Origin of the sequence: Sphingopyxis sp. DBS4 (assembly GCF_024628865.1) — a bacterium.
Taxonomy (GTDB): domain Bacteria; phylum Pseudomonadota; class Alphaproteobacteria; order Sphingomonadales; family Sphingomonadaceae; genus Sphingopyxis.
Map to the genome: position 1 here is coordinate 261,222 of NZ_CP102384.1, position 22,276 is coordinate 283,497.

General features: G+C 65.1%; 23 protein-coding genes. 7 read left to right on the forward strand and 16 right to left on the reverse strand.

The window, feature by feature from the left end:
* Nucleotides 1-35: 35 nt before the first annotated feature.
* The 4 genes from NP825_RS01185 to NP825_RS01200 form a co-directional block, all read right to left on the reverse strand.
* Nucleotides 36-1,346, reverse strand: a complete 1,311-nt coding sequence (locus NP825_RS01185) for a M20/M25/M40 family metallo-hydrolase (RefSeq protein ID WP_257547745.1) — start codon at nucleotides 1,344-1,346, stop codon at nucleotides 36-38.
* A gap of 66 nt (nucleotides 1,347-1,412) precedes the next feature.
* On the reverse strand, nucleotides 1,413-1,931 hold the full coding sequence (locus NP825_RS01190) for a hypothetical protein (protein WP_257547747.1): 519 nt from the start codon (nucleotides 1,929-1,931) through the stop codon (nucleotides 1,413-1,415).
* Nucleotides 1,932-2,070: 139 nt separating this feature from the next.
* The gene (gene glnA / locus NP825_RS01195; protein WP_257547749.1) at nucleotides 2,071-3,483 is read right to left on the reverse strand and encodes a type I glutamate--ammonia ligase; all 1,413 of its coding nucleotides are present in this window, start codon (nucleotides 3,481-3,483) and stop codon (nucleotides 2,071-2,073) included.
* Nucleotides 3,484-3,557: 74 nt separating this feature from the next.
* Nucleotides 3,558-3,896, reverse strand: coding sequence for a P-II family nitrogen regulator (locus tag NP825_RS01200; protein WP_237836378.1), 339 nt, complete (start codon nucleotides 3,894-3,896; stop codon nucleotides 3,558-3,560).
* A 272-nt stretch (nucleotides 3,897-4,168) separates the two neighbouring features.
* Between NP825_RS01200 and NP825_RS01205 the strand changes: the two genes are divergently transcribed.
* Nucleotides 4,169-5,002: a retropepsin-like aspartic protease gene (locus NP825_RS01205; RefSeq protein WP_257547753.1), complete on the forward strand. Its 834-nt coding sequence runs from the start codon at nucleotides 4,169-4,171 to the stop codon at nucleotides 5,000-5,002.
* Nucleotides 5,003-5,018: 16 nt separating this feature from the next.
* Here NP825_RS01205 and NP825_RS01210 read toward each other — a convergent pair whose 3' ends face one another.
* The 7 genes from NP825_RS01210 to NP825_RS01240 form a co-directional block, all read right to left on the reverse strand.
* Nucleotides 5,019-7,205 carry a PQQ-dependent dehydrogenase, methanol/ethanol family gene (locus NP825_RS01210; protein WP_257547755.1) on the reverse strand — a complete coding sequence of 729 codons (2,187 nt, stop codon included), beginning with the start codon at nucleotides 7,203-7,205 and terminating at the stop codon, nucleotides 5,019-5,021.
* Between the two features lie 198 nt (nucleotides 7,206-7,403).
* On the reverse strand, nucleotides 7,404-8,246 hold the full coding sequence (map, locus tag NP825_RS01215) for a type I methionyl aminopeptidase (protein ID WP_257547757.1): 843 nt from the start codon (nucleotides 8,244-8,246) through the stop codon (nucleotides 7,404-7,406).
* Between the two features lie 46 nt (nucleotides 8,247-8,292).
* Nucleotides 8,293-8,676: a type II toxin-antitoxin system death-on-curing family toxin gene (locus tag NP825_RS01220; protein ID WP_257547759.1), complete on the reverse strand. Its 384-nt coding sequence runs from the start codon at nucleotides 8,674-8,676 to the stop codon at nucleotides 8,293-8,295.
* 9 nt (nucleotides 8,677-8,685) lie between these two features.
* On the reverse strand, nucleotides 8,686-8,913 hold the full coding sequence (locus NP825_RS01225) for an AbrB/MazE/SpoVT family DNA-binding domain-containing protein (protein ID WP_257547761.1): 228 nt from the start codon (nucleotides 8,911-8,913) through the stop codon (nucleotides 8,686-8,688).
* Between the two features lie 51 nt (nucleotides 8,914-8,964).
* Nucleotides 8,965-9,297 carry a DUF2185 domain-containing protein gene (locus NP825_RS01230; RefSeq protein WP_257547763.1) on the reverse strand — a complete coding sequence of 111 codons (333 nt, stop codon included), beginning with the start codon at nucleotides 9,295-9,297 and terminating at the stop codon, nucleotides 8,965-8,967.
* Nucleotides 9,298-9,399: 102 nt separating this feature from the next.
* Nucleotides 9,400-11,736 carry an ATP-dependent Clp protease ATP-binding subunit ClpA gene (gene clpA / locus NP825_RS01235; protein ID WP_257547765.1) on the reverse strand — a complete coding sequence of 779 codons (2,337 nt, stop codon included), beginning with the start codon at nucleotides 11,734-11,736 and terminating at the stop codon, nucleotides 9,400-9,402.
* 329 nt (nucleotides 11,737-12,065) lie between these two features.
* Nucleotides 12,066-12,335 carry a hypothetical protein gene (locus NP825_RS01240; protein ID WP_257551240.1) on the reverse strand — a complete coding sequence of 90 codons (270 nt, stop codon included), beginning with the start codon at nucleotides 12,333-12,335 and terminating at the stop codon, nucleotides 12,066-12,068.
* Nucleotides 12,336-12,599: 264 nt separating this feature from the next.
* Between NP825_RS01240 and NP825_RS01245 the strand changes: the two genes are divergently transcribed.
* Nucleotides 12,600-14,084 (forward strand): heme peroxidase family protein, encoded by a 1,485-nt coding sequence (locus NP825_RS01245; RefSeq protein ID WP_257547768.1) that lies wholly within the window; start codon nucleotides 12,600-12,602, stop codon nucleotides 14,082-14,084.
* Nucleotides 14,085-14,232: 148 nt separating this feature from the next.
* On the opposite strand, the gene NP825_RS01250 is transcribed toward NP825_RS01245, so the two are convergent.
* The gene (locus NP825_RS01250; RefSeq protein WP_257547770.1) at nucleotides 14,233-14,430 is read right to left on the reverse strand and encodes a DUF1192 domain-containing protein; all 198 of its coding nucleotides are present in this window, start codon (nucleotides 14,428-14,430) and stop codon (nucleotides 14,233-14,235) included.
* 125 nt (nucleotides 14,431-14,555) lie between these two features.
* Between NP825_RS01250 and NP825_RS01255 the strand changes: the two genes are divergently transcribed.
* The 4 genes from NP825_RS01255 (at nucleotide 14,556) to NP825_RS01270 (ending at nucleotide 17,854) form a co-directional block, all read left to right on the forward strand.
* Complete coding sequence (locus tag NP825_RS01255; protein ID WP_257547772.1) at nucleotides 14,556-15,563, forward strand: NAD(P)H-quinone oxidoreductase; 1,008 nt, start codon at nucleotides 14,556-14,558, stop codon at nucleotides 15,561-15,563.
* Between the two features lie 53 nt (nucleotides 15,564-15,616).
* Nucleotides 15,617-15,886 carry a hypothetical protein gene (locus NP825_RS01260; protein ID WP_257547774.1) on the forward strand — a complete coding sequence of 90 codons (270 nt, stop codon included), beginning with the start codon at nucleotides 15,617-15,619 and terminating at the stop codon, nucleotides 15,884-15,886.
* A gap of 188 nt (nucleotides 15,887-16,074) precedes the next feature.
* Nucleotides 16,075-16,710, forward strand: coding sequence for a DUF1013 domain-containing protein (locus NP825_RS01265; RefSeq protein ID WP_257551242.1), 636 nt, complete (start codon nucleotides 16,075-16,077; stop codon nucleotides 16,708-16,710).
* A 4-nt stretch (nucleotides 16,711-16,714) separates the two neighbouring features.
* Complete coding sequence (locus tag NP825_RS01270) at nucleotides 16,715-17,854, forward strand: MBL fold metallo-hydrolase (RefSeq protein WP_257547776.1); 1,140 nt, start codon at nucleotides 16,715-16,717, stop codon at nucleotides 17,852-17,854.
* Between the two features lie 223 nt (nucleotides 17,855-18,077).
* On the opposite strand, the gene NP825_RS01275 is transcribed toward NP825_RS01270, so the two are convergent.
* Nucleotides 18,078-18,353: a hypothetical protein gene (locus NP825_RS01275; protein WP_257547778.1), complete on the reverse strand. Its 276-nt coding sequence runs from the start codon at nucleotides 18,351-18,353 to the stop codon at nucleotides 18,078-18,080.
* A 126-nt stretch (nucleotides 18,354-18,479) separates the two neighbouring features.
* On the opposite strand from NP825_RS01275, the gene NP825_RS01280 reads away from it, so the two are divergent.
* A complete protein-coding gene (locus NP825_RS01280) occupies nucleotides 18,480-19,658 on the forward strand; it encodes a YdiY family protein (protein WP_257547780.1) in 1,179 nt (392 codons plus the stop codon).
* Here NP825_RS01280 and NP825_RS01285 read toward each other — a convergent pair.
* The 3 genes from NP825_RS01285 to NP825_RS01295 form a co-directional block, all read right to left on the reverse strand.
* On the reverse strand, nucleotides 19,655-20,119 hold the full coding sequence (locus NP825_RS01285) for a VOC family protein (RefSeq protein WP_257547781.1): 465 nt from the start codon (nucleotides 20,117-20,119) through the stop codon (nucleotides 19,655-19,657). The genes NP825_RS01280 and NP825_RS01285 overlap by 4 nt on opposite strands.
* Nucleotides 20,120-20,132: 13 nt before the next feature.
* Entirely contained in the window at nucleotides 20,133-20,621 is a 489-nt protein-coding gene (locus tag NP825_RS01290; RefSeq protein WP_257547782.1) for a hypothetical protein, read from the reverse strand.
* Nucleotides 20,622-20,748: 127 nt separating this feature from the next.
* A complete protein-coding gene (locus tag NP825_RS01295; protein ID WP_257547783.1) occupies nucleotides 20,749-22,272 on the reverse strand; it encodes a fumarate hydratase in 1,524 nt (507 codons plus the stop codon).
* Between the last annotated feature and the right edge of the window lie 4 nt (nucleotides 22,273-22,276).

Genomic DNA, 22,276 nt, shown 5'->3' on the forward strand with positions numbered 1-22,276 from the left:
CGGATCAAGTCCGGGCGGACGACGCAGGGGGCTACTCAGCGCTTTTCAGCAGACAGCCGTGACATCAATATGGCGGCGCGGGTCGCCTGCCGCGCTATGCTGGGGATGTCGACCGCCTCGCCCGGCGCATGATCGCCCGTCGACCAGGGGCCAAGCCCCGCGAGCCCGTCGACGTCGGCGGCGACGAAGCTGATGTCGCCCGCGCCGCGCTTCAGCGGGTCGAGCGCCGCCATTTCGGCGAGACCCAGGTCGCGGTTCACGCCGTTGAGCTTCACCAGCAGCGCCTTATTGCCCTCGGTCGGCGCCATCGGCGGATAGCCGCCGGGGTCGAAGCCGATCGTCGCGCCGGTGCCGGGGGCGTGATCGGCGACGATCGCGGCCATCTTCGCCTTCACCCGATCGATCTGCTCGGGGGACAGCGCGCGCAGGTCGCCGCGCGCGATCGCGATCGCTGGGATGATGTTGGTCTTGCCGTTGGCGGTGGCGCGGATGCCGCCCGCGTCGAGCTCGGCCTGCTGGCCGCCCGCGATCAGCCCGACGTTGAAGGTCAGATTGGGTTCGGGAAGCTCGGTGCGGAAGCGGTGAATGATCCGCGTCAATTCATAGATGGCGCCTTCGCCCGCCTCGGCGCTGAAGATGCCCGAACTGTGGCTCGCCTTGCCGGTCGCGGTCACCGTCCAGCTATCCGACGAGCGCCGCGCCACCGATCCCATGTCGGCGCCCGCATCGCGCACCAGCCCCTCGAAATCGAGCGCGACGTCGCTGCGCTTGCCCGCGGCGATCAGGTCGGCGCGCGCTTTCTCGATGGGGGTGCCGGCATCCTCTTCGTCGCCGGTCATGTGAAATTCGATGTTGGCGTCCTTCAGCGTTCCCGCCGCCTGCATCGCGCGGAGCGCCGCGACCACGACGACCATCCCCCCCTTGTCGTCGCCCGCGCCGGGGCCTTCGCCCATATCGCCCTTGCGGACGAATTTTTGAAAAGGCGAGTCGGGCTCGAACACCGTGTCGAGATGGCCGATCAGCAGCAGGCGCTTGCCGTCCGGCTTGCCGGCGTGCGTTGCGATCAGATGGCCTGCACGCCCGGTATCGCGCATCGGTTTCCATTCGACCTGGAAGCCCAGGGGTTCGAGTTCGGCGCGCATCATCTGCCCGACCTTTTCGACGCCTTCCAGATTCTGCGATCCGCTGTTCTGGTTCACCAGCCTTTCGAGCAGCGCGAGGTTGCGGCCCTGTTCGGCCTCGACCGTCTTCGCCATCTTCGCCTCGGCAGGGCTGAGCTTCGCGTGCACGGCAGGCGACAGAGCGAGTTGAAGAGCGATCAGGGCGGCAAAGGGCAGCGATTTCATGGGGGAGGACTCCTTCGATTCCGCCCCTTGTGCCGCCGCGGCGCCCGCGCCGCAAGCGTGCGAGCGTCAGACGGCGTCCTTCGCCGCGTCGAAGGCGTCGAGTTTCCTGAGCGCGTCGCGCGCGATGCCGCGCAGCTTGCCGGTGTTGACCGCCAGCCCGTCGGTATCGTCGCCGGTCAACTCGTCGATGGTGAAGGTGACGCGCGTCCGGTCGGGCGCGAGTTCCTCGAAGTTGAACTTGAGGCCGGTGGCGAGCGCGCCGTCGTCGACGCTGTAGATCATATGCGCCTCGCGCGGGATGTCCATCTGGACCGCGATCTTGACCTTATAGGCGTCGGGGCGCTGTTTCGGCGCGATCTGCGCCCACATCGGATCGCTCTTTTCGACGACCAGCTCGTAGAGCCGGTCGGAGCCGCCGTTGGTGACGAGCGGCAGGCCCGCAAAGGCGCCGTCGTCGCCGAACATCTTCGCGAATACCGCTTCGCGCGGCGCCGCGACGGTCTTCGTCTGGTTGGCGAGCAGCACGGCGTCGCCGCAGCTGGCGAGAAGCAGCGGCGCGGCAAAAACGATCGAAATACGCGGCATGACCCGGCCCCCCTGCAAGCCGGATGGTCCTAGCGCACACCGCTTACCAAAGCGTAAGCGAGGCGGCAGGCGGGCGCAAACAAAATGGGGCGCCCGGTTCCCCCGAACCGGACGCCCCGCGCGGTCTGATCGCTGCGGATCAGGCGCTGTAATACATGTCGAACTCGACCGGGCTCGGCGTCTGTTCGAAATTATAGACCTCGGCCCACTTGAGCTCGACATAGGCTTCGATCTGGTCCTTCGAGAAGACGTCGCCCTTGAGCAGGAAGTCGTGGTCGGCGAGCAGGCTGTCGAGCGCTTCGCGAAGCGAGCCGCAGACGGTCGGCACTTCAGCCAGTTCCTCGGGCGGCAGATCGTAGAGATTCTTGTCCATCGCGTCGCCGGGATGGATCTTGTTCTGGATGCCGTCGAGCCCCGCCATCAGCAGCGCCGAATAGCAGAGATAGGGGTTCGCCATCGCGTCGGGGAAGCGGAACTCGACGCGCTTCGCCTTGGCGCCCGCCCCGTAAGGGATGCGGCACGAGGCCGAGCGGTTGCGCGACGAATAGGCGAGCAGCACCGGCGCCTCGAAGCCGGGGACGAGACGCTTGTAGCTGTTCGTCGTCGGGTTGGTGAAGGCGTTCAGCGCCTTGGCGTGCTTGATCACGCCGCCGATGAAATAGAGGCACATGTCCGAAAGACCAGCATAGCCGTTGCCCGCGAACAGCGGCTTGCCCTTTTCCCAGATCGAGATGTGGGTGTGCATGCCCGAGCCGTTATCGTCCTTGATCGGCTTCGGCATGAAGGTCGCGGTTTTGCCATAGGCGTGCGCGACCTGGTGCACGACATATTTGTAGATCTGCATCCGGTCGGCGGTCTGGGTCAGCGTGCCGAAGGTCAGGCCGAGCTCGTGCTGCGCGGCGGCGACTTCGTGGTGATGCTTGTCGCACGGCAGGCCGAGTTCGAGCATCGTCGAGACCATCTCGGCGCGGATGTCGACCGCGCTGTCGACCGGCGCGACGGGGAAATAGCCGCCCTTGGCGCGCGGACGGTGGGCCAGGTTGCCGCCTTCATAAGCGCGGCCGGTGTTCGTCGGCAGTTCGATATCGTCGATCTCGAAACCCGACTTGTTGTAACCGGTTTCGAAGCGGACATCGTCGAACATGAAGAATTCGGCCTCGGGGCCGACATAGACGGTGTCGCCGATGCCGGTCGAGGCGACATAGGCTTCGGCGCGCTTCGCGGTCGTGCGCGGGTCGCGGGCGTAGCCTTCGCCGGTCGAGGGCTCGACGATGTCGCAGAAGATCACGATCATCGGGGTCGCCGAAAAGGGATCGTCATAGACGGCGTCGAGGTCGGGCATCAGGATCATGTCGCTCTCGTTGATCGCCTTCCAGCCCTCGATCGACGAGCCGTCGAACATCAGCCCGTCCTCGAGCGCATCCTCGTCGATCACGCCGGCGCACATGGTCAGATGCTGCCACTTGCCCTTGGGGTCGGTGAAGCGCAGGTCGACCCATTCGATGTCGTTTTCCTTGATCCGCGCGATGATATCCTTGGGCTTCGTAGCCATCGTCTATGCTTCCTTCTTGCGATGATGACCGGCTCGCGCCGGGGTCTGGTTGAACGGGATGGAGCGCGGATGCCTTAAAGAGCGTCCTCGTTGCGTTCGCCGGTGCGGATGCGGAGCGCTGTTTCGACCGGGATCACGAAAATCTTGCCGTCGCCGATGCGGCCGGTTTGCGCGGCGGCGGCGATCGCCTCGACGACGCGTTCGGCCAGCGAATCCTCGACGATCACCTCCAGCTTCACCTTGGGCAGGAAGTCGACGACATATTCGGCGCCGCGATAGAGTTCGGTATGGCCCTTCTGGCGGCCGAAGCCCTTCGCCTCGGTCACGGTGATGCCGCTGACACCGACCTCGTGCAGCGCTTCCTTCACTTCGTCGAGCTTGAACGGTTTGATGATCGCCTCAATCTTCTTCACGCGTCTGATCCCCTTTGGACTGGCCGCCGCCGCTCGCAGTCAAAGCCGGATCAGGCGCGCCTGGTCCGGTTCGGCCGGTCGAGTCGGTGCGGTGTCCCGCCATCTTGCACCAATCAAGACCCGTGCCAATTGCCGAATCGCGGGCTTTCGCGGAGATTTGCGGCGGGGAAAGGCGGGTCTGCTCAACGATTGAGCATTCCATCAAGTGGGGTGCCTATTTTTCAGGCAATGCCTTCGCTTGACCTGCCCTGCGTCCGGCCACACGATGGGATATGCTTGACGCTATTCCGTTCGAGTTTCTCGCCCCCGATGCGCCTCTCGTCCTCGTGACCGGCCGGATCGAAGGCGATCGCCCCATCACTATAGTGGTCGATACGGGCGCAATGCCTCCTTACGCATTGTTCATCAGCGCCGCGCTGGCGCAAGAGCTGGCACTGCCACGGGACATGTCATTCAAACTCGAGGAATCGGGAGCGTTCGGTCCTGACGCCATCGAGTTGCAGCGCGTGCATATCGCGTCCTTTTCCTTGGGATCGGTTTCCCTAGCTGATCCACCCGTTGCCGCGAGCAAATTCATCGACAAGCTGAGCGCGTCGATCGGCCGGCGGATCGATGGAATCGTCGGATATGAGTTTTTGCGCACGCATCGCTTTTCGATCGACTATGGGGCACGGCTGATCGATTTCGACGCCGAAGCAGGTGCCGAAACCCGTGCCATCGCCTTCACCGTCGAGCCGAAGAGTCCCATGATCCGGGTTCGTGCGAAAGTGAACGGGTACGGACCCGTCGAAATGGAGCTGGATACGGCCGCGACGGCTTCCTTCGTCAGCCCGTCGCTGGCTAAGCGCGCCGGAATCGCCGTCGATGCCGACGCAAATGCGGTGGGTGCGGGCGGCGAAGGCAGGGTGCGATCCGGCCACGCCGATATCGAATTGGGCGGGCAGGCGGCACCGTCTCAATTGGTAGCTGTTTCGGACCAGGTGTCAGGACGCTCCGCCGAAACGGCCGAGGGCTTGATTGGAGCCCCCTTCTTCCTCGGGCGGAAAGTTATAATTTCATACCCCGACGGCAAGCTGTGGGTGGAGTCGTCGCCGACGCCACCCTAGCCTTTGGCGAGACTATTTACCGCCCGACCGGCGCGGTGGCGTCGGGGAGGTTGGCCTTGGTCCAGTTCGAGCGGTCGATGACGTAAGCGCGGATCGCCTCGGCGTCGGCGGGGGTGAGGACGCGGGCGAAGCTCACCATGCCGCGATCCTTGAGCGCACCGTCGAGAATCACGCTCTTCCAGGCGTCGGCGTTGGTGAGGGTGCCGGAGACGCGGAGGTCAGGGGTGAACCCGTTGCCGATCGCGCTGTCGCCGTGACAGACTTGGCAATAGCGGCCGAAGTGCGCCTTGCCCGACGCGACCTGTTCGGGCGTGCCGAACTGCGGCGGCGGATTCCACGCGAGCGTCGTCGTCGCGGGCGGCGCGGGCAGCTTCACCGTGCCGCCGAGCTTGAGTACGACAAGGCGCGGCAGGTTGGGCAGCTTGCGCGTCACGCCTCCGGCGACCCCGGCGACAAGCGGGAAGGCGCCGCCCTTGCCGGTCTGGAAGGCGACATATTGCACCCCGCCGACGCGGAAGGTCGAGGGCGCGCTGACGATCCCCGACTGCATGTCGAGGTCGAGAAGCTGCTTGCCGGTATCGGCGGCATAGGCGCGGAAGCGGCCGGTGCTCGTGCCCTGGAAGACGAGGTTGCCCGCGGTCGTCATCGTCCCGCCGTTCCACGCGGCGGGATAGTCGACGCCCCACGCGACCTTGCCCGTGCGCGGGTCGAAGGCGACGAGGCGTCCGGTCGTCGCGGCGACCGCGGCGCGGAACGCCTTGGCATCGTCGGGAAGCATCGTCTTGTTGAGCGAGGTGCCGACGTTGAACCCCAGCACCTTGCGCTTGTCGAGCTCGTCCATGTCCTGGAGATAGCCCTGCGGAATCTGCTGCGCCGGGATGTAGACGAGCCCGGTCGCGGGGTTGTAGCTCATCGGGTGCCAGTTGTGCGCGCCGAGCGCGCCGGGGATGGCGATGAACGGCTTTCCGGTCTTGTAGAAGCGCGCCTCGGGATTCTCGATCGGGCGGCCGGTGGCGAGGTCATAGCCGGTCGCCCAGTTGATCCCGTCGACATAGGGCTTGGCGTCGATCAGCTTGCCGCTCGTGCGGTCGATGGTGAAGAAGAAGCCGTTCTTCGGTGCGTGGTAGAGCACTTTGGTCGGCTTGCCGTCCACCGCCTGCTCGGCGAGGATGATCGGCTGGGTCGCGGTATAGTCCCAGCTCTCGCCGGGCGTTTCCTGATAATGCCACTTATACTTGCCGGTGTTCGCGTCGAGCGCGACGACCGAGGAGAGGAACCAGTTGTCGCCCTCGCCGTTCGAGCGCTCGCCATGGTTCCACGGATTGCCGTTGCCGACGCCGAGATAGATCTGGTCGAGATCCTTGTCGTAGACGATCGCGTCCCACACCGTGCCGCCGCCGCCCGACACCTTCCACTCGCCCTTGTCGGACCAGGTGGCGTTGCCCTTCGATGCGAAGATGTCGTCGCTCGCGGCGCCATCTTTTGCCTTGGTCGGGTTGGGTGCGGTGTAGAAGCGCCAGCGTTCCTTGCCGGTGTCGGCGTCGTAAGCGGTGACGTATCCGCGTACCCCGAACTCGGCGCCGCCGTTGCCGATCAGCACCATGTCCTTCACGACACGCGGCGCGCCGGTGATCGTATAGGGCTTCGAGGTGTCGAAGGTCTGCGTCGACCACAGCTCCTTGCCGGTCTTGCGGTCGAGCGCGATCAGGCGGCCGTCGAGCGTGCCGACGAACAGCTTGTCGCCCCACACCGCGACGCCGCGGTTGACGACGTCGCAGCAGGCCGAAACCGCGCGGTCGCCGGGAACCTTGGGGTCGAAGCTCCAGAGTTTCTTGCCGGTCGCGGCATCCCACGCGTCGACCTTCGACCAGGCGTGGCTGACATAAAGCACCCCGTCGACGACGACCGGGGTCGCTTCCTGCCCGCGCGCATCGTCGAGGTCGGCGAACCAGGCGATGCCGAGCTGGCCGACATTCTTGTCGTTGATATCGGTCAGCGGGCTGAAGCGCTGTTCGTCGTAGCTGTAGCCGATGCCCGCCCAATTATCGCCGTTGCCGCCGGTCTTGAGCAGCGCCTCGCTCGCCTTCTCGGCATCGTCGAGCGCGCCTCCGCCCGAAATGCTGTCGTTCTTCGATGCGTTGCACGCCGCCAGTGCCAAGGCCGCGCAACCCAGCAGCGCCGCCGAAAAGACCGTCTTCGCCATATCCCTCTCCCACGTCTATGCTTGACGTTAACGTCAAGTCTGCGCCGGAAGGGGCCGGGGTGCAAGCAGGAAAATGAGGAGAAGGAGGCTCTCTTATCGTCACCCGGACTTGATCCGGGGTCCACGAAGGCAAACGCTGCCCTGGACGCCATGGATCCCGGATCAAGTCCGGGATGACGAACTAAATCGTGGTGCTGATCAGCTTGTCCAGGGCGGCGCGTTCAGACCCGCGGGGCTGGCGGTGAAAATCTCGCAGCCGGTCTCGGTGATCCCGATGCTATGCTCGAACTGCGCCGAAAGCGAACGGTCGCGGGTTACCGCGGTCCAGCCGTCGGCGAGCATCTTCACCGCATATTTGCCGGTGTTGATCATCGGCTCGATCGTGAAGAACATGCCGGGGCGAAGTTCCGGTCCGGTGCCGGGGCGCCCGGCGTGGACGACCTCGGGCGCGTCGTGGAACATCTGCCCGACGCCGTGGCCGCAGAAATCGCGCACCACCGAATAGCGGTGGCGCTCGGCATGGCTCTGGATCGCGTGCGCGACGTCGCCCATCGTGTTGCCGGGTTTCGCCTGCTCGATGCCGAGCATCAGGCATTCATAGGTCACGTCGACCAGCCGCCGCGCCTTCACGCCGACGTCGCCGAGCAGATACATGCGGCTCGAATCGCCGTGCCAGCCGTCAACCATCGGGGTGACATCGACGTTGATAATGTCGCCTTCGCGCAGCGGCTTGTCGTCGGGGATGCCATGGCACACGACATGGTTGATGCTGGTGCAGCAGCTATGCGTATAGCCACGATAGCCGAGCGTCGCGGGAATGCCGCCGCCCTTGAGCGTCATTTCGCGGACGAGATCGTCGATCTGTGCCGTGGTCACGCCGGGCTGGACGAAGGGGACGAGTGCGTCGAGAATTTCGGCCGCAAGCTGTCCAGCCCGCCGCATTCCGGCAAAGCCGGCCGCATCGTGCAGCTTGATCGTGCCGTCGCGGACGCGGGCAGGAGTGGCCGCTTCGTCGGCGGTTACGGAGATGTAGTTGTACATGGGGGGTATATAGGCAAGTTGGCGCCGAAATGCGAGGGGCGCGATGTCAGAGCGCCGACAGATGATCGCGGAACCAGTCGGCCAACTCTTCTTCTGCAAGCTCGCCTGCTGCAAGCGCGAGGAACGTCACGACCAGTTCGGCATCGGTGGCATCCAGCCAGCTCCCGTTACGGACCAGAAAGGTTTCGCTGACGACCAAGGCTGTCCGCTTGTTGCCATCGACGAAGGGATGGTTGCGCGCGATTCCGAAGGCATAGGCCGCAGCGAGGGCGGCAAGGTCGGGGTCGGCATAGGCGGCCAGATTTTGCGGTCTCGCCATCGCGCTTTCCAACAGCGCAGCATCACGAACGCCGCTGCCGCCGCCATGTTCCGCAATCTGTTCGTGGTGCGCCGCCAGAGCAGTCTCCAGCGACACCCATCTCCACCCCATGAATCTGGCCTATTTCGCCAGTTCGCGTAGCGCGCGTTTGCGGCGCGCCATCACTTCGCGAGCGGCGGCCATCTCTTCCTCGAAATCAGCGTCGAAAGGCGCCAGTTCGATACCGCGCTCGGTGTCGCGCACCGATAGCATGTCGCCCTGCGCCGCGCCGAGGCGCGCCAGCAATTCCTTGGGCAGGATGACGGCGGCGCTGTTGCCGACCTTGGTTATCTTAAGTGGCGTGTTCATACATGTGTTATAACGCTGCCGCTCAAGCAATTCAAGAAGCGACGCGCGTAACTAGCTGCGCGACGGAGCCCAATCGGTTATAAGGACGAAATCCGTCGCTCCGGGCACTTTCTCAAAAACGCTGCCAACGGGTGCATCGAGAAACGGGATGATGGAGCGGTCATAGTTGGCGATCGTGTTCACGTCATAGATGTCGTGTTTCGCGGCATCATTCATATATGCATCGTCTTCAGTGCCGGAAAGGAAAGCCCATCCGCTATCCTGTGGATTATGCGGTTGTTGTCGATACATGAACCGGACGGGAAGACCATCTATGGTTATGCGGTCGGACGCTATGCATCCGCCGCGCCCGGTCGCGAGCGGGTGAATGTCGTCCTTTGACATTCTGTAGATCTTTCCCGCGGCCATTGGTTTCGTCCCTCCCAAAGCGAACAGGGCAGTCGCGACAAACCCGAAGGCCGATAGACTGCCCTGCGCGCATAATCGCTATTCCGCCGCTTTCTCGGCCTTGCCTTTCGCCTTGCCCTTGCTCGCCTTGGGCGGTGCGGGGACGATTTCGAAGGTCAGCGGGTTGCCGACATGGGCGTCCTCGCCGGTCTTCATCTTCACCTTGACCTCGCCGCCGTGGACGAGCTTGCCGAACAGCAATTCTTCGGCGAGCGGCTGCTTGATCTTCTCCTGGATCAGGCGGCCCATCGGACGCGCGCCATAGAGCTTGTCATAGCCCTTGCCGGTCAGCCATTCGCGCGCCGCGTCGTCGAGCTGGATGTGGACGTTGCGGTCGGCAAGCTGCAGTTCGAGCTGCAGGATGAACTTGTCGACGACGCGCGCCACGACCTCGGGCGGTAGATAGCCAAAGGGCACGATCGCATCGAGGCGGTTGCGGAATTCGGGGGTGAACATGCGCTTCACCGCTTCTTCCTGCACATCCTCGCGGGTCGTGTTGCCGAAGCCGATCGATTCGCGCGTCATGTCGCTCGCGCCCGCGTTGGTCGTCATGATCAGGATGACGTTGCGGAAATCGACCGTCTTGCCGTGGTGGTCGGTCAGCCGGCCGTTGTCCATCACCTGCAGCAGGATGTTGAACAGGTCGGGGTGCGCCTTCTCGATCTCGTCGAGCAGCAGCACGCAGTGCGGATTCTGGTCGATCGCATCGGTGAGCAGGCCGCCCTGATCGTAACCGACATAGCCCGGCGGCGCGCCGATCAGGCGGCTCACCGAATGACGCTCCATATATTCGCTCATGTCGAAGCGCTGGAGCGGAATGCCCATGATCGACGCCAGTTGCTTGGCGACCTCGGTCTTGCCGACGCCGGTCGGGCCGCTGAACAGGTAATTGCCGATCGGCTTTTCGGGATCGCGGAGCCCCGCGCGGCTCAGCTTGATCGCCGACGACAGCACCTCGATCGCGGTGTTCTGGCCGAAGACGACGCGCTTGAGATCGGTTTCGAGCGTTTCGAGCACCTTCTTGTCGTCGCTCGACACCGATTTGGGCGGGATGCGCGCCATCGTCGCGATCACCGCCTCGATCTCCTTCGCGGTGATCGTCTTGCGGCGCTTCGACGGCGGCACCAGCATCTGCATCGCGCCGACCTCGTCGATCACGTCGATCGCCTTGTCGGGCAGCTTGCGGTCGTTGATGTAGCGCGACGACAGCTCGACCGCCGCGTTGATCGCATCGGCGGTATATTTGACATTGTGGTGGCTCTCGAACGCTTCGCGGAGGCCAGCGAGGATCTTCTTCGTGTCCTCGATGCTCGGTTCGATCACGTCGATTTTCTGGAAGCGGCGCAGCAGCGCGCGGTCCTTTTCGAAGTGATTGCGGAACTCCTTGTACGTCGTCGAGCCGATGCAGCGGATGACGCCGCCCGACAGCGCGGGCTTGAGCAGGTTCGACGCATCCATCGCGCCGCCGCTGGTGGCGCCGGCGCCGATCACCGTGTGAATCTCGTCGATGAACAGGATCGCGTGCGGCAGGCCTTCGAGTTCGGTGACGACCTGCTTCAGCCGCTCCTCGAAATCGCCGCGATAGCGCGTGCCCGCGAGCAGCGCGCCCATGTCGAGCGAATAGATCACCGCGGGCAGCAGCACCTCGGGCACGTCGCCCTCGACGATCTTGCGCGCGAGGCCTTCGGCGATCGCGGTCTTGCCGACGCCGGGATCGCCGACATAGAGCGGGTTGTTCTTGCTGCGGCGGCAGAGGATCTGGATCGTGCGGTCGACCTCGGCGCTGCGGCCGATCAGCGGGTCGACCTTGCCGGTCTTCGCCTTTTCGTTGAGGTTGACGGTGAACTGGTCGAGCGCGGTTTCCTTCTTGGACTTGCCTTCGCTCTTGTCCTTCGCCTCTTCCTTTTCCTCGGGTTCGGCCTGCGGCGAGGGCTTGCCGCCCTTGCCGACGCCGTGGCTGAGATAGGAAACCGCGTCGAGCCGTGTCAGATCCTGCTGTTGCAGGAAATAGACCGCATAGCTTTCACGTTCGGAGAAGAGCGCGACGAGGACGTTGGCGCCGGTCACCTCATCCTTGCCCGACGACTGAACATGCAGGATCGCGCGCTGGACGACGCGCTGGAAGCCGCTGGTGGGGGAGGGGTCGCTGTGCCCCTCGACCTTCAAACTGTCGAGTTCGGTGTCGAGATAGTGGACGACCGCCGATTGCAGGTCGCCCGTCGCGACGCCGCAGGCGCGCATCACTTCGGCGGCGTGCTCGTCGTCGATCAGCGCATAGAGCAGATGCTCGAGCGTCGCATATTCGTGATGCCGCTCCGACGCGGCCTTCAGCGCATTGTGCAGGGTCTTTTCGAGCGATTCCGAAAAGGACGGCATGGGCTTATCTCCTTGGGGACAAGCCGGGGAGAGGCGAGCCCGCTGAACACAAGGTGGCGATGCCGCCGCCCCGCCGCAAGGGAAAAGCGGAGGCGGATGTGAAATTACGATGACAGGATTGCGCTATGGTTAACGGGGCGTTGAGAAATTGGGGGAGGCAAACCGTTGTCTTCGCGAAGGCGGAGCGACGGTTATTGCCGGTCGTTTCTAAACCTTCGTCATTCCCGCGAAAGCGGGAACCCAGTGCGGGGTCAGCCGACGCACACTCTGGGTTCCCGCTTTCGCGGGAATGACGATGTTGCAGGACGAAGGGTGTTGCTTATCGGTCGTCAGCCGCCCTCGGCTTCCCCGGCGCGATCCGCCATAGCCATGAAATCGCGCGCCACGTTGCGTTCGCCCTCGTCCTCGAACGCGACATCCAGGTCGGGCGCGACGCCGAGCATGTGCATCAGCGCCCATAGCGCGAAGCGGCGGCCGGGGTTGGTTTCGAGACCGAAATCGACGCGCATACGTTCGGTCCCGGCGGCGTGCGCTTCCGGGTGGATTGCCGCGAGGTCGGCGGTGCCGAAATAGCGGCGGAGCTGGTCGTCGAAATCCATCGCCGTCCTTTCGGTCCCTTCGCGCCGCTTGGCAAGCTGCCGCACGGCGACGGCCTCCGCACCAAATGCACGGCCCATCGCGCCTTTGCGGCAACCGGGCAGGTAAACCGGAAATTAGCCCTCAATCTTCTTGGCCTCCGCGACCGCAGCGTGCAGCCTGCCCCTCTTGGTGTCGTGCCAGAACAGCGGATGCGCGCCGTCTTCCATCGGCGAAGCCCTCCCGACAATCGCACATCGTTAGAAAAAATAGCAGGAGAGACTGCCATGCCTCGTCACGGCGTATATCCGCGCGACATCGTTCCGCCGCGCTCGAAATATTCGGATGCGGGCCGCTTCGGCCGCCTGTTCGGAGAGCTTCCGCCCTTTGCCGCCGACACCCCCGACGTCCGCGCCGCGCTGATGGAGATCGGCAAGCCCGGCGGCATCATGGATGCCAAGGACAATCTGACCAAGACTCCGGCCGAGTTGATCACCGACCCGGCGCTGTCGGCGAAGAACAGCGACAATCCCAATCTGACCGCGGGCTTCACCTTCCTCGGCCAGTTCCTCGATCACGACATGACCTTCGATCCGACCTCCAGCCTCGAACGGCAGGCGGACCCCGAGCAGATCGCCAATTTCCGCACCCCCAGCCTCGGCCTCGACAATGTCTATGGCGCCGGGCCGGGCGGCAGTCCGCATCTCTACGACACGCAGGGCGGCAAGGGCGGCAAGTTCCTGCTCGAGGCCACCGGCACCGCGAACAAGTTCGACCTGCCGCGCAACAGCCAGAAGGTCGCGCTGATCGGCGATCCGCGCGACGACGAGAATCTGATCATCAGCCAGCTTCAGGTCGCTTTCCTGAAGTTCCACAACGAAGTCGTCGACTATGTGAAGACCAAGATCAAGCTGACCGGCTCCGACGAGATTTTCGCCGAGGCGCAGCGGATCGTGCGCTGGCACTATCAATGGATGGTCGTTCATGAATTCCTGCGCCGGACCTGCGGCGACACGGTGGTCGACGACGTGCTCCAGAACGGGCGCAAATATTACAGCTGGCACAACGAGCCCTATATTCCGGTCGAATTCTCGGTCGCTGCCTATCGCTTCGGGCATAGCCAGATACGGCCGTCGTACCGTGCGAACTTCACCGGCAATGGGGGCAATCCCTTCTTCGCGATGATCTTCAAGCCGACCCCGTCGGACCCCGACGATCCCGACGATCTGTCGGGCGGCTGCCGCGCGCCGCGGCGCTTCGTCGACTGGCCGACCTTCTTCGACTTCGCCGACGGCAATGTGAAGCCGAACAAGAAGATCGACACGACGCTGTCGACCGCGCTGTTCCGCCTGCCGGGCTCGGTGGTGCCCAACCCCGATCCCAAGACCAACCCGGCGTCGCTCGCGCAGCGCAACCTGCTGCGCCACCTGACCTTCGCGCTCCCTTCGGGCCAGCGCGTCGCGCGGGCGATGAAGCTGCCCGAACTGTCGAAGGGCGACCTTGCCGATCTCAAGCCCCACGGGCTCGACGACCGCACCCCGCTGTGGTTCTATATCCTGCGCGAGGCGCAGACGGTCGAGAATGGCGAGCGGCTCGGCCCGGTCGGCGCGCGGATCGTGACCGAGGTTTTCCTCGGGCTGCTCCAGGGCGACAAGGGCTCCTATCTGGCGCAGGACCCCGAATGGCAGCCGTTCCTGCCGACCGTCGATCCGTCGAAGAAAGGCGACGATTTCAGGATGGTCGATTTGCTGCGCTACGCCAAGGTGGCGTGAGGCCGTAAAAGCCCCTCCCCTTCAGGGGAGGGGTTGGGGTGGGGGCCCGCGGCCTTGCGCAAGGCCGCTGGCTCCACCCGCTGCGACTAATGCCAGCAAGCTGGCAAGTCTCGCTGCCCTCCCCTGAAGGGGAGGGAGGTTTCGATATTTACCCCTTCCGGAACAGCGCCTCGGCGTTCGCCTTGAAGCCCCCGGCGGCGGCCTTGTGCGCCTTCACGCGTGCGATCTCGGCCTCCAGCACCGCGATGCGCTCATCGAGTTCGGCGACCGACAGCGGGTCGAGCGACTGGCGGGTCAGCGCGGCGAGCGCGTCGTCCCGGCGGCGGGGAAGGTCGTCATCGTCCATGGCACGTCCTTTCTCTCGCTGGTCCCTGCACACTATCCATCTGATTTGCAAAGCGCGCGGACTGTTGACCCGACTCCCCTTGCTGTCAATAAGGCGGCCAGCGGGACCAAAAGACCAGTGGGGGAATGACGCGCGTGACCAGCCTGCCCGAAACCATGACCGCCATCGCGATTCGCGAGCCCGGCGGACCGGAGGTTCTTGTGCCCGAAACGCGGCCGGTGCCGCGGCCGGGACCGGGCGAGCTTCTGATCCGCGTCGCGGCGGCAGGGGTCAACCGCCCCGACGTGCTGCAGCGCATGGGCTTCTATCCGCCGCCGCCGGGCGCGTCGGACCTGCCGGGGCTGGAGGTCGCGGGCACCGTCGTCGCGGTCGGGCCGGGCGGCGATCCCGAACTGCTGGGCCAGGCGGTCTGCGCGTTGGTCGCGGGCGGCGGCTATGCCGAATATTGCGCCGCGCCGGCGGGAAGCTGTCTGCCGGTGCCGAAGGGCTTTTCGATGGCGGAGGCCGCGGCGCTGCCCGAAACCGTCTTCACCGTCTGGCACAATCTGTTCGAGCGCGGCTATGTCCGCGAGGGTGAGACCGTGCTGATCCACGGCGGCACCAGCGGTATCGGCACGACCGCGATCGGCCTTTGCAAGCTGTTCGGCATCCGCACGATCGTCACCTGCGGCAGCGCCGCGAAGTGCGACGCGGCGCGCGCGCTCGGCGCTGATCTTGCCGTCGATTATTCGACCGAGGATTATGTCGAGGCGGTCATGGCCTTCACCGGCGGCGAGGGCGTCAACATCGTCCTCGACATGGTCGGCGGTGACTATCTGCCGCGCAACCTCGCCTGCCTTGCCGAGGACGGCCGCCATGTGACGATCGCCTTCCAGCGCGGCGCGAAAGTCGAGGTCGACATTTCGCAGCTCATGCGCCGCCGGCTGACGATGACCGGCTCGACGCTGCGTGCGCGCAGCGCCGAGTTCAAGGCGCTGCTCGCCGACGAACTCCACCGCACGCTGTGGCCGCGCCTGGCCGAGGGCGGCTGGAAACCCGCGATGGACCGGAGCTTCCCTCTCGCCGAAGCCGCCGCTGCCCATGCGCGGATGCAGGCGGGCGAGCATGTCGGAAAGATCGTGCTGACGGTGTGAGCGCGCGCGGCGCCGACATTGCCGTGCGGCGCTGCGGGTGATAGCGTCTCGGCATGCTGTTGTTCGCCGTTTGGGCTATCTGTTGCATCGTGGCTGTACTGGCCCGGCGCCACCTGTTGTGGGCCGTGCTGTGTGCGGCGCCGCTTGCGATAGTGTCGGTCGGCTGGCTGACGCGACCGGCGGCGGATCCGTTCGGCTTTTATCCGTGGGGCGCGATCGGGTTGTTTGCAGGTACTGCGCTGGTCATCGCTGCCACTTGCGTCCTGAGCATCGTCCGGACATTGATGGAATCGCCCGGTTCACCGGAGACGCTGCCTCTGTGAGCAGGCGGCGAGCGGTGAGAGCCGCCGCCGTCTTTGTCCTTCCGAGGCATGAGCCGAATCCGCACTCTTGCCCCTTCTGCCAATTCGGCATATAGCCGCCGCCAATGTCCGGCCGCCCCGCGAGGGGCGGCCCTTATTATTTCCGCTTTTGGAGATTACCCATGGCCAATGCCAATCCGACCCCGCTGATGCCGCACGCGACCGCCGCCTGGCTGGTCGACAACACCGGCCTTACCTTTGCCCAGATCGCCGAATATTGCGGCATCCACATCCTGGAAGTTCAGGCGATCGCCGACGAGACCGCGGCGACCAAATATACCGGCCGCGATCCGGTGCGCGCGCACGAGCTGTCGATGGACGAGATCGAAAAGGGCCAGAAGGATCCCGACTACAAGCTCAAGATGAGCGTGCAGGGGCAGGATACGATTCGCCGCACCCGTGGGCCGCGCTACACGCCGGTCAGCAAGCGCCAGGACAAGCCCGACGGCATCGCCTGGATCCTCAAGAACCATCCCGAAGTGTCGGACGGCGCGATCGGCAAGCTGATCGGCACGACGCGCAACACGATCAACGCGATCCGCGAGCGCAGCCACTGGAACAGCGCGAACATCGTGCCCAAGGATCCGGTGACCCTCGGCCTCTGCTCGCAGCGCGAACTCGATGCACTGGTCGCCAAGGCGGCGAAGAAAGCCGGAATCAAGGCGCCCGAGGACAGTCGCCTCGAAGGCGACCGCGAGGCGCTGCTCGAGGAACTGCGTGCCGAGCGCACCGCCGCCGCCGAAGCGCGCGCGGCCGAGGATGCCGAAGCCGGCAACGAAGCCTGATCCGATGGCAGGCGCGGGCGACGACGATAATATCCCCGCGGCCAGCGGTTCTCCCGACGCGTCGCTGACCCAGGACGACAGCTTCACCGCGACGAGCCACGCCGGCCTCACTTACCCGTGGGGCGAGGCGGCGCCGGGGGCGGGCGAGACGATCCGCATCGCCGATGGCATCAGCTGGGCGCGGCTGCCGATGCCCGGCTCGCTCGGCCATATCAATAGCTGGCTGCTCGACGACGCCGATGCGGCGGGCGAGGGGGTCGCGGTCGTCGACACCGGCATCTGCCTGACGATCTGCTCGGACGCGTGGAAAGCGCTGTACGCCGGCGCGCTTGCGGACAAGCGGATCACCCGCGTCTTCGGCACCCACCTGCACCCCGACCATATCGGCCTCGCGGGCTGGATCGCGAAGAAGCAGGGCGTCAAGCTGTGGATGACGCGCGGCGAGATGCTGACCGCGCGTACGATCGTCGCCGATACGAGCGACACCACGCCCGAAGAGGCGCTGGTGCAGTCGCGTGCCGCGGGCTGGGACGAGGAAGCGATCGAGCGGCAGAAGGCGGAGGGCTGGGGCCGCTTCGGCATGATGGTCTTCCCGCTGCCGCGCAGCTACGCGCGAATCAAGGACGGCGACGTCCTCGACATGGGGGCGCATCGCTGGCGCGTCGTCACCGGGTCGGGGCACAGCCCCGAACATGCGTGCCTGTGGAACGAGCGTGAGGGCGTGCTGGTGTCGGGCGATCAGGTACTGCCGCGGATCAGCTCGAACGTGTCGGTCAACATCACCGAACCCGATGCCGATCCGCTCGGAGAATGGCTCGCCTCGATCGACAAATTGCTCGCGACCATCCCGGCGGACGTGATCGTCTGCCCTGCGCATGGCGAGCCCTTCAAGGGACTGCACGTTCGCCTGATGGCGCTGCGCGACGAGCACCGGATGCGGCTCTACAATCTCGCCGAAGCCGCCGCGAAAGCGCCGCTGCGCGCGGTCGACAGCTTTCCCTTGCTCTTCAACCGCCCGATCGGCAGCCACAATCAGGGCCTCGCGACCGGCGAAGCCTTCGCGCACCTCAAGCGGCTGGAGGTCGAGGGCCGCGTCAAGCGTGAGAACCGCGACGGCGTCTGGTGGTATCACGGCGTGGCGTGACGGATAATCTCACGCAAAGGCGCGAAGACGCAAAGAAGAAGACGTCTCACACAAAGACACAAAGAGGGTGGGGCATTGAACCGGCCCCGCTCGAACTTCCGCGCGAAGCGCATTTATCAATAGCCGCCTGCGGCGGCAGGCTACTTCAGCGAGGCTTGCGCCCTCTTTGTGTCTTTGTGTGAGCCCGCTTCCTTTGCGCCTTCGCGCCTTTGCGTGAGGCCATCTATCGCGGCCGGTGCATGACCCAGCTGAACGCCATCGCGTTGAAGATGGTGTAAAGGCCATAGAGCAGCAGGCCGGTGAACCAGTTACGCGTCGCGATCGCCATCGCGCCGACGAGCAGCAGAAACTCGAAGAGATAGGTGATGTTCGGCCCCGCGCGTTCGGCGAGCGGCTGGACCATCTGCCGGATCAGCGGGTCGTCGCTTTCCATGAAGGCGCGGTGCATCGCGAAATTGCCGACACCGGCGCAGAAAATGGCGATGATCGCGATCCACATAGCATCGCAAATGGGGCGTGTGGGGTGGAATTGCCAGCGAAATTGCGTCTATAAGGCCCGCGCGCCGCGGTATGGGTCCGTCGGCCGATCGCACGAAGCCCCCCGCCCCAGCGAAGGATCCTTTCGATGACAGCTCTCCCCCGCTTCATCGCGCCCGGCCTGTTGGCCCCCGCTCTCCTGATGGCCGCTGGCGCCCCGCCGGCGTTCGCGTCCGTTCCCGATCCGGCGCTGCCCGCGCTGATCGTCCCGCTGACCGCAGGGGTATTGGAGGAACTGCCGCGGCCCTTGCCCGATCCGGTGCGCGCGATGATCGATGCCGCGCTCGCGAGCGGCGAGGGCAAGGATATCGAAATCGTCGTATCGCTGGCAAAGGCGACCAACCCCAAATCGGTGGGCGAGATCGAGGCGATTCTTGCCGCCTGGCAGGCACAGCACGAAAGCAAGCCGGAGCCCGACCCGATCCGGCAAATGCTGGCGGCGGCGATGGCGACCAGGAAGGACGGCGACGTCGAGGCGGTGGGCGCACTGGCGAAGAAGACCAACCCCGAACGGATCGCCGACATCGACGCGATGCTCGTCGATTATCGCGCCAGGCGGACCGCGGAGAAGAAAGCGGCGGCCGACGCGGCGCGCGCCAAGCTCGCCGCCGCGAAATTCTGGCAGAACTGGAAGGGCGAGGGACAGATCGGCGCGTCGCAGAGCAGCGGCAACACCAGCTCGACGGGGCTCAGCCTGGGGCTGGCGCTCAATCGCAAGGGGATCGACTGGGACCAGCGCTTTCGCGCCCAGGCCGATTATCAGCGGACGGGCGGCAGCACGTCGATGGAGCGCTATCTGGTCGAATATGAGCCGCAGATTCGCGTCGGCGAGCGCGCTTTCGCTTATGGCCTTGGCCGCTGGGAGCGCGACCGCATCCTGGGTTTCGGCAACCGCTGGAACGCATCGGCGGGCATGGGCTACAAGGTGATCGCGAACAAGGCGATGACGCTGAACCTGAAGGCGGGGCCGGCGTGGCGCGAGACCGACTATCTGCCCGGCCGCGGACAGAACGAAAGCGAGCTGACCGGGCTCGCGGGGCTCGATTTCGGCTGGAACCTGTCGCCGACCCTACGCCTGACGCAGACCGCCTCGACGATCGTCGGCCAGCACAACAGCGTCACCAGCTCGCTGACCGCGCTCAATGCGAAGCTGACCGGTGCGCTGTCGGCGCGCTTTTCCTATTCGGCCGATATCGATACCCGTCCGCCGCCGGGGATCGAGAAGGTCGATACGCTGACGCGCTTCACCTTGGTCTATGGATTCTAACCGTCATCGAATATCCCGGCGCCGCCGATTTCCTGTCCTTCAGCGAGCAGGCCGTTGCCGGGGACATGGTTGAATTCGACGCGGATGCCATCGGGATCCTCGAACAGGATCGAATAATAGCCGGGCGCCCACGGCTCCTCCTGCGGGCGGTGGACGATATGGATGTCGCCCCGGTCTTTCAGGAAATCGTGGATTCGATCGACTGCCGCGCGGTCGCGCATACGGAAGCACGCATGATGCAGCCCCGGTGCACCTTGATCGAAGCGCTTGCCGACATGATCGGGACTCGGCGGGCGGATGCCGATCGCGGTGCGGCCGCCGACGCCATAGAGCATATGCTCGCTGTCGAGCACTTTCTTGAGCCCGAGCCAGGCGATGACATCGCGCCAGAAAGCCGTTGAGCGCGCGAAATCGCCCGCGGTCAAAATGACATGTGCGACGCCGTTGAGGTCTTCGGCCATGCTCCCTTCTCCTTCAGATCGGCCGGGCATCGAGTTCGCGGCGCAGAAAGGCCAGGATTTCCTCGCGGTCCTTCGATCCGTCGCCGCCCACGCGCATCGCGGCGGCGCCCATCACCATCATCAACATCGGAATGCCGGTAAAGATCGCGCCGAACAGCAGCGTGCCGGGAACGAACCAGACGATCGCCGCGCCGACGATCACGAAGATCGAGAGGAAACCGAACCAGATGTAAGGAAACAGCCGCCCCGCGGTCGATCGCCCGAGCGTGCCGGTGATGCGCGTCCCCCCCGCATAGGGCTCCATCGAGGCTTCGAGTTCGGGCGCCATCGCATTCTGCACGTTGCGGCGCGCATAGCGTAGTCGCATCACATATTGATCGCCGCTCCCGAACACCCGCGCCTTCGCGCCGTCCATGGGGTCGGCCATGATCGCCTTCAGCTTGTGCGCGATCGCCTCGGGCGAGAGAGGGGAGTGAAGATCGACCGCTTCGCTCTTTGCCATGGCGCTCTCCCACTTTCCCACTTCGTCACCCCGGCGAAGGCCGGGATCTCGCCGCTTCGGAGGTTGATGGTCGATAGGGCGAGACCCCGGCCTTCGCCGGGGTGACGGAGAAAGGATAAGGGGAATCTCACGCCTTCTCCAGCAACCCCTCGTCCCTGATCCTTTTCTGCCACAGCAGCGGCGCGTTGACGTGGACGTTCTGGCCTTCGCTGTCGACCGCGACAGTGACAGGGAAGTCCTTGACCTCGAATTCGTAGATCGCCTCCATGCCGAGGTCGGCGAAGCCGACGACCTTTGAGCCCTTGATCGCGCGCGCGACGAGGTACGCCGCGCCGCCGACCGCCATCAGATAGGCGCTCTTGTGCTTCGCGATCGCCTGGGTCGCGGCGGGGCCGCGTTCGGCCTTGCCGACGCAGGCGAGCAGGCCCTGCTCCAGCATCATGTCCATGAACTTGTCCATGCGCGTCGCCGTGGTCGGGCCCGCGGGGCCGACGATCTCCTCGCCGACCGGGTCGACCGGGCCGACATAATAGATGACGCGGCCCTTGAATTCGACGGGCAGTTCCTCGCCCTTGGCGAGCATGTCGGCTATGCGCTTGTGCGCGGCGTCGCGGCCGGTGAGCATCTTGCCATTGAGGAGGATGCGGTCGCCCTGTTTCCAGCTTGCGACGACCTCGGGCGTCAGCGTGTCGAGGTCGACGCGGATCGCGGCCTTGTCGGGCGTCCAGTCGATCTGCGGATAGTCGGCGAGCATCGGCGGTTCGAGGAAGGCCGGCCCGCTGCCGTCGAGCGTGACATGCGCGTGGCGCGTGGCGGCGCAGTTCGGGATCATCGCGACCGGCTTCGACGCCGCGTGCGTCGGCCAGTCCCTGATCTTGATGTCGAGCACGGTCGCGAGGCCGCCGAGTCCCTGCGCGCCTATGCCGAGCGCGTTGACCTTTTCATACAACTCGACGCGCAATTCCTCGATCGGTGACGACGGCCCACGCGCGAGCAGTTCGGTCATGTCGATCGGGTCCATCAGCGACTGTTTGGCGAGCAGCATCGCCTTTTCCGCGGTGCCGCCGATGCCGATGCCGAGCATGCCGGGCGGGCACCAACCGGCGCCCATCTGCGGCACCATGTCGAGCACCCAGTCGACGATCGAGTCGCTGGGGTTGAGCATCTTGAACTTCGACTTGTTCTCGCTGCCGCCGCCCTTCGCCGCGACGTCGATATGCACCTTGTCGCCCGGCACCATCTCGACATTGAGGACCGAGGGCGTGTTGTCCTTGGTGTTGACGCGGCTGAACGCCGGATCGGCGAGGATCGACGCGCGCAGCTTGTTGTCGGGATGGAGATAGGCCTTGCGGACGCCCTCATCGACGACCTGCTGCAGGCTGCGCGGGCTGTCGAGGCGGCAGTCCATACCCCATTTGATGAAGACGGTGACGATGCCGGTGTCCTGGCAGATCGGGCGATGCCCCTCGGCGCACATCCGGCTGTTCGAGAGAATCTGCGCCATCGCGTCCTTCGCGGCGGGCGACACCTCGCGCTCATAGGCGGCACCCAGCGCGCGGATATAGTCCATCGGGTGGAAATAGCTGATGTACTGGAGCGCGTCGGCGATCGTTTCGACGAGGTCGTCCTCGCGGATGATGACGGTGTTCATGGGT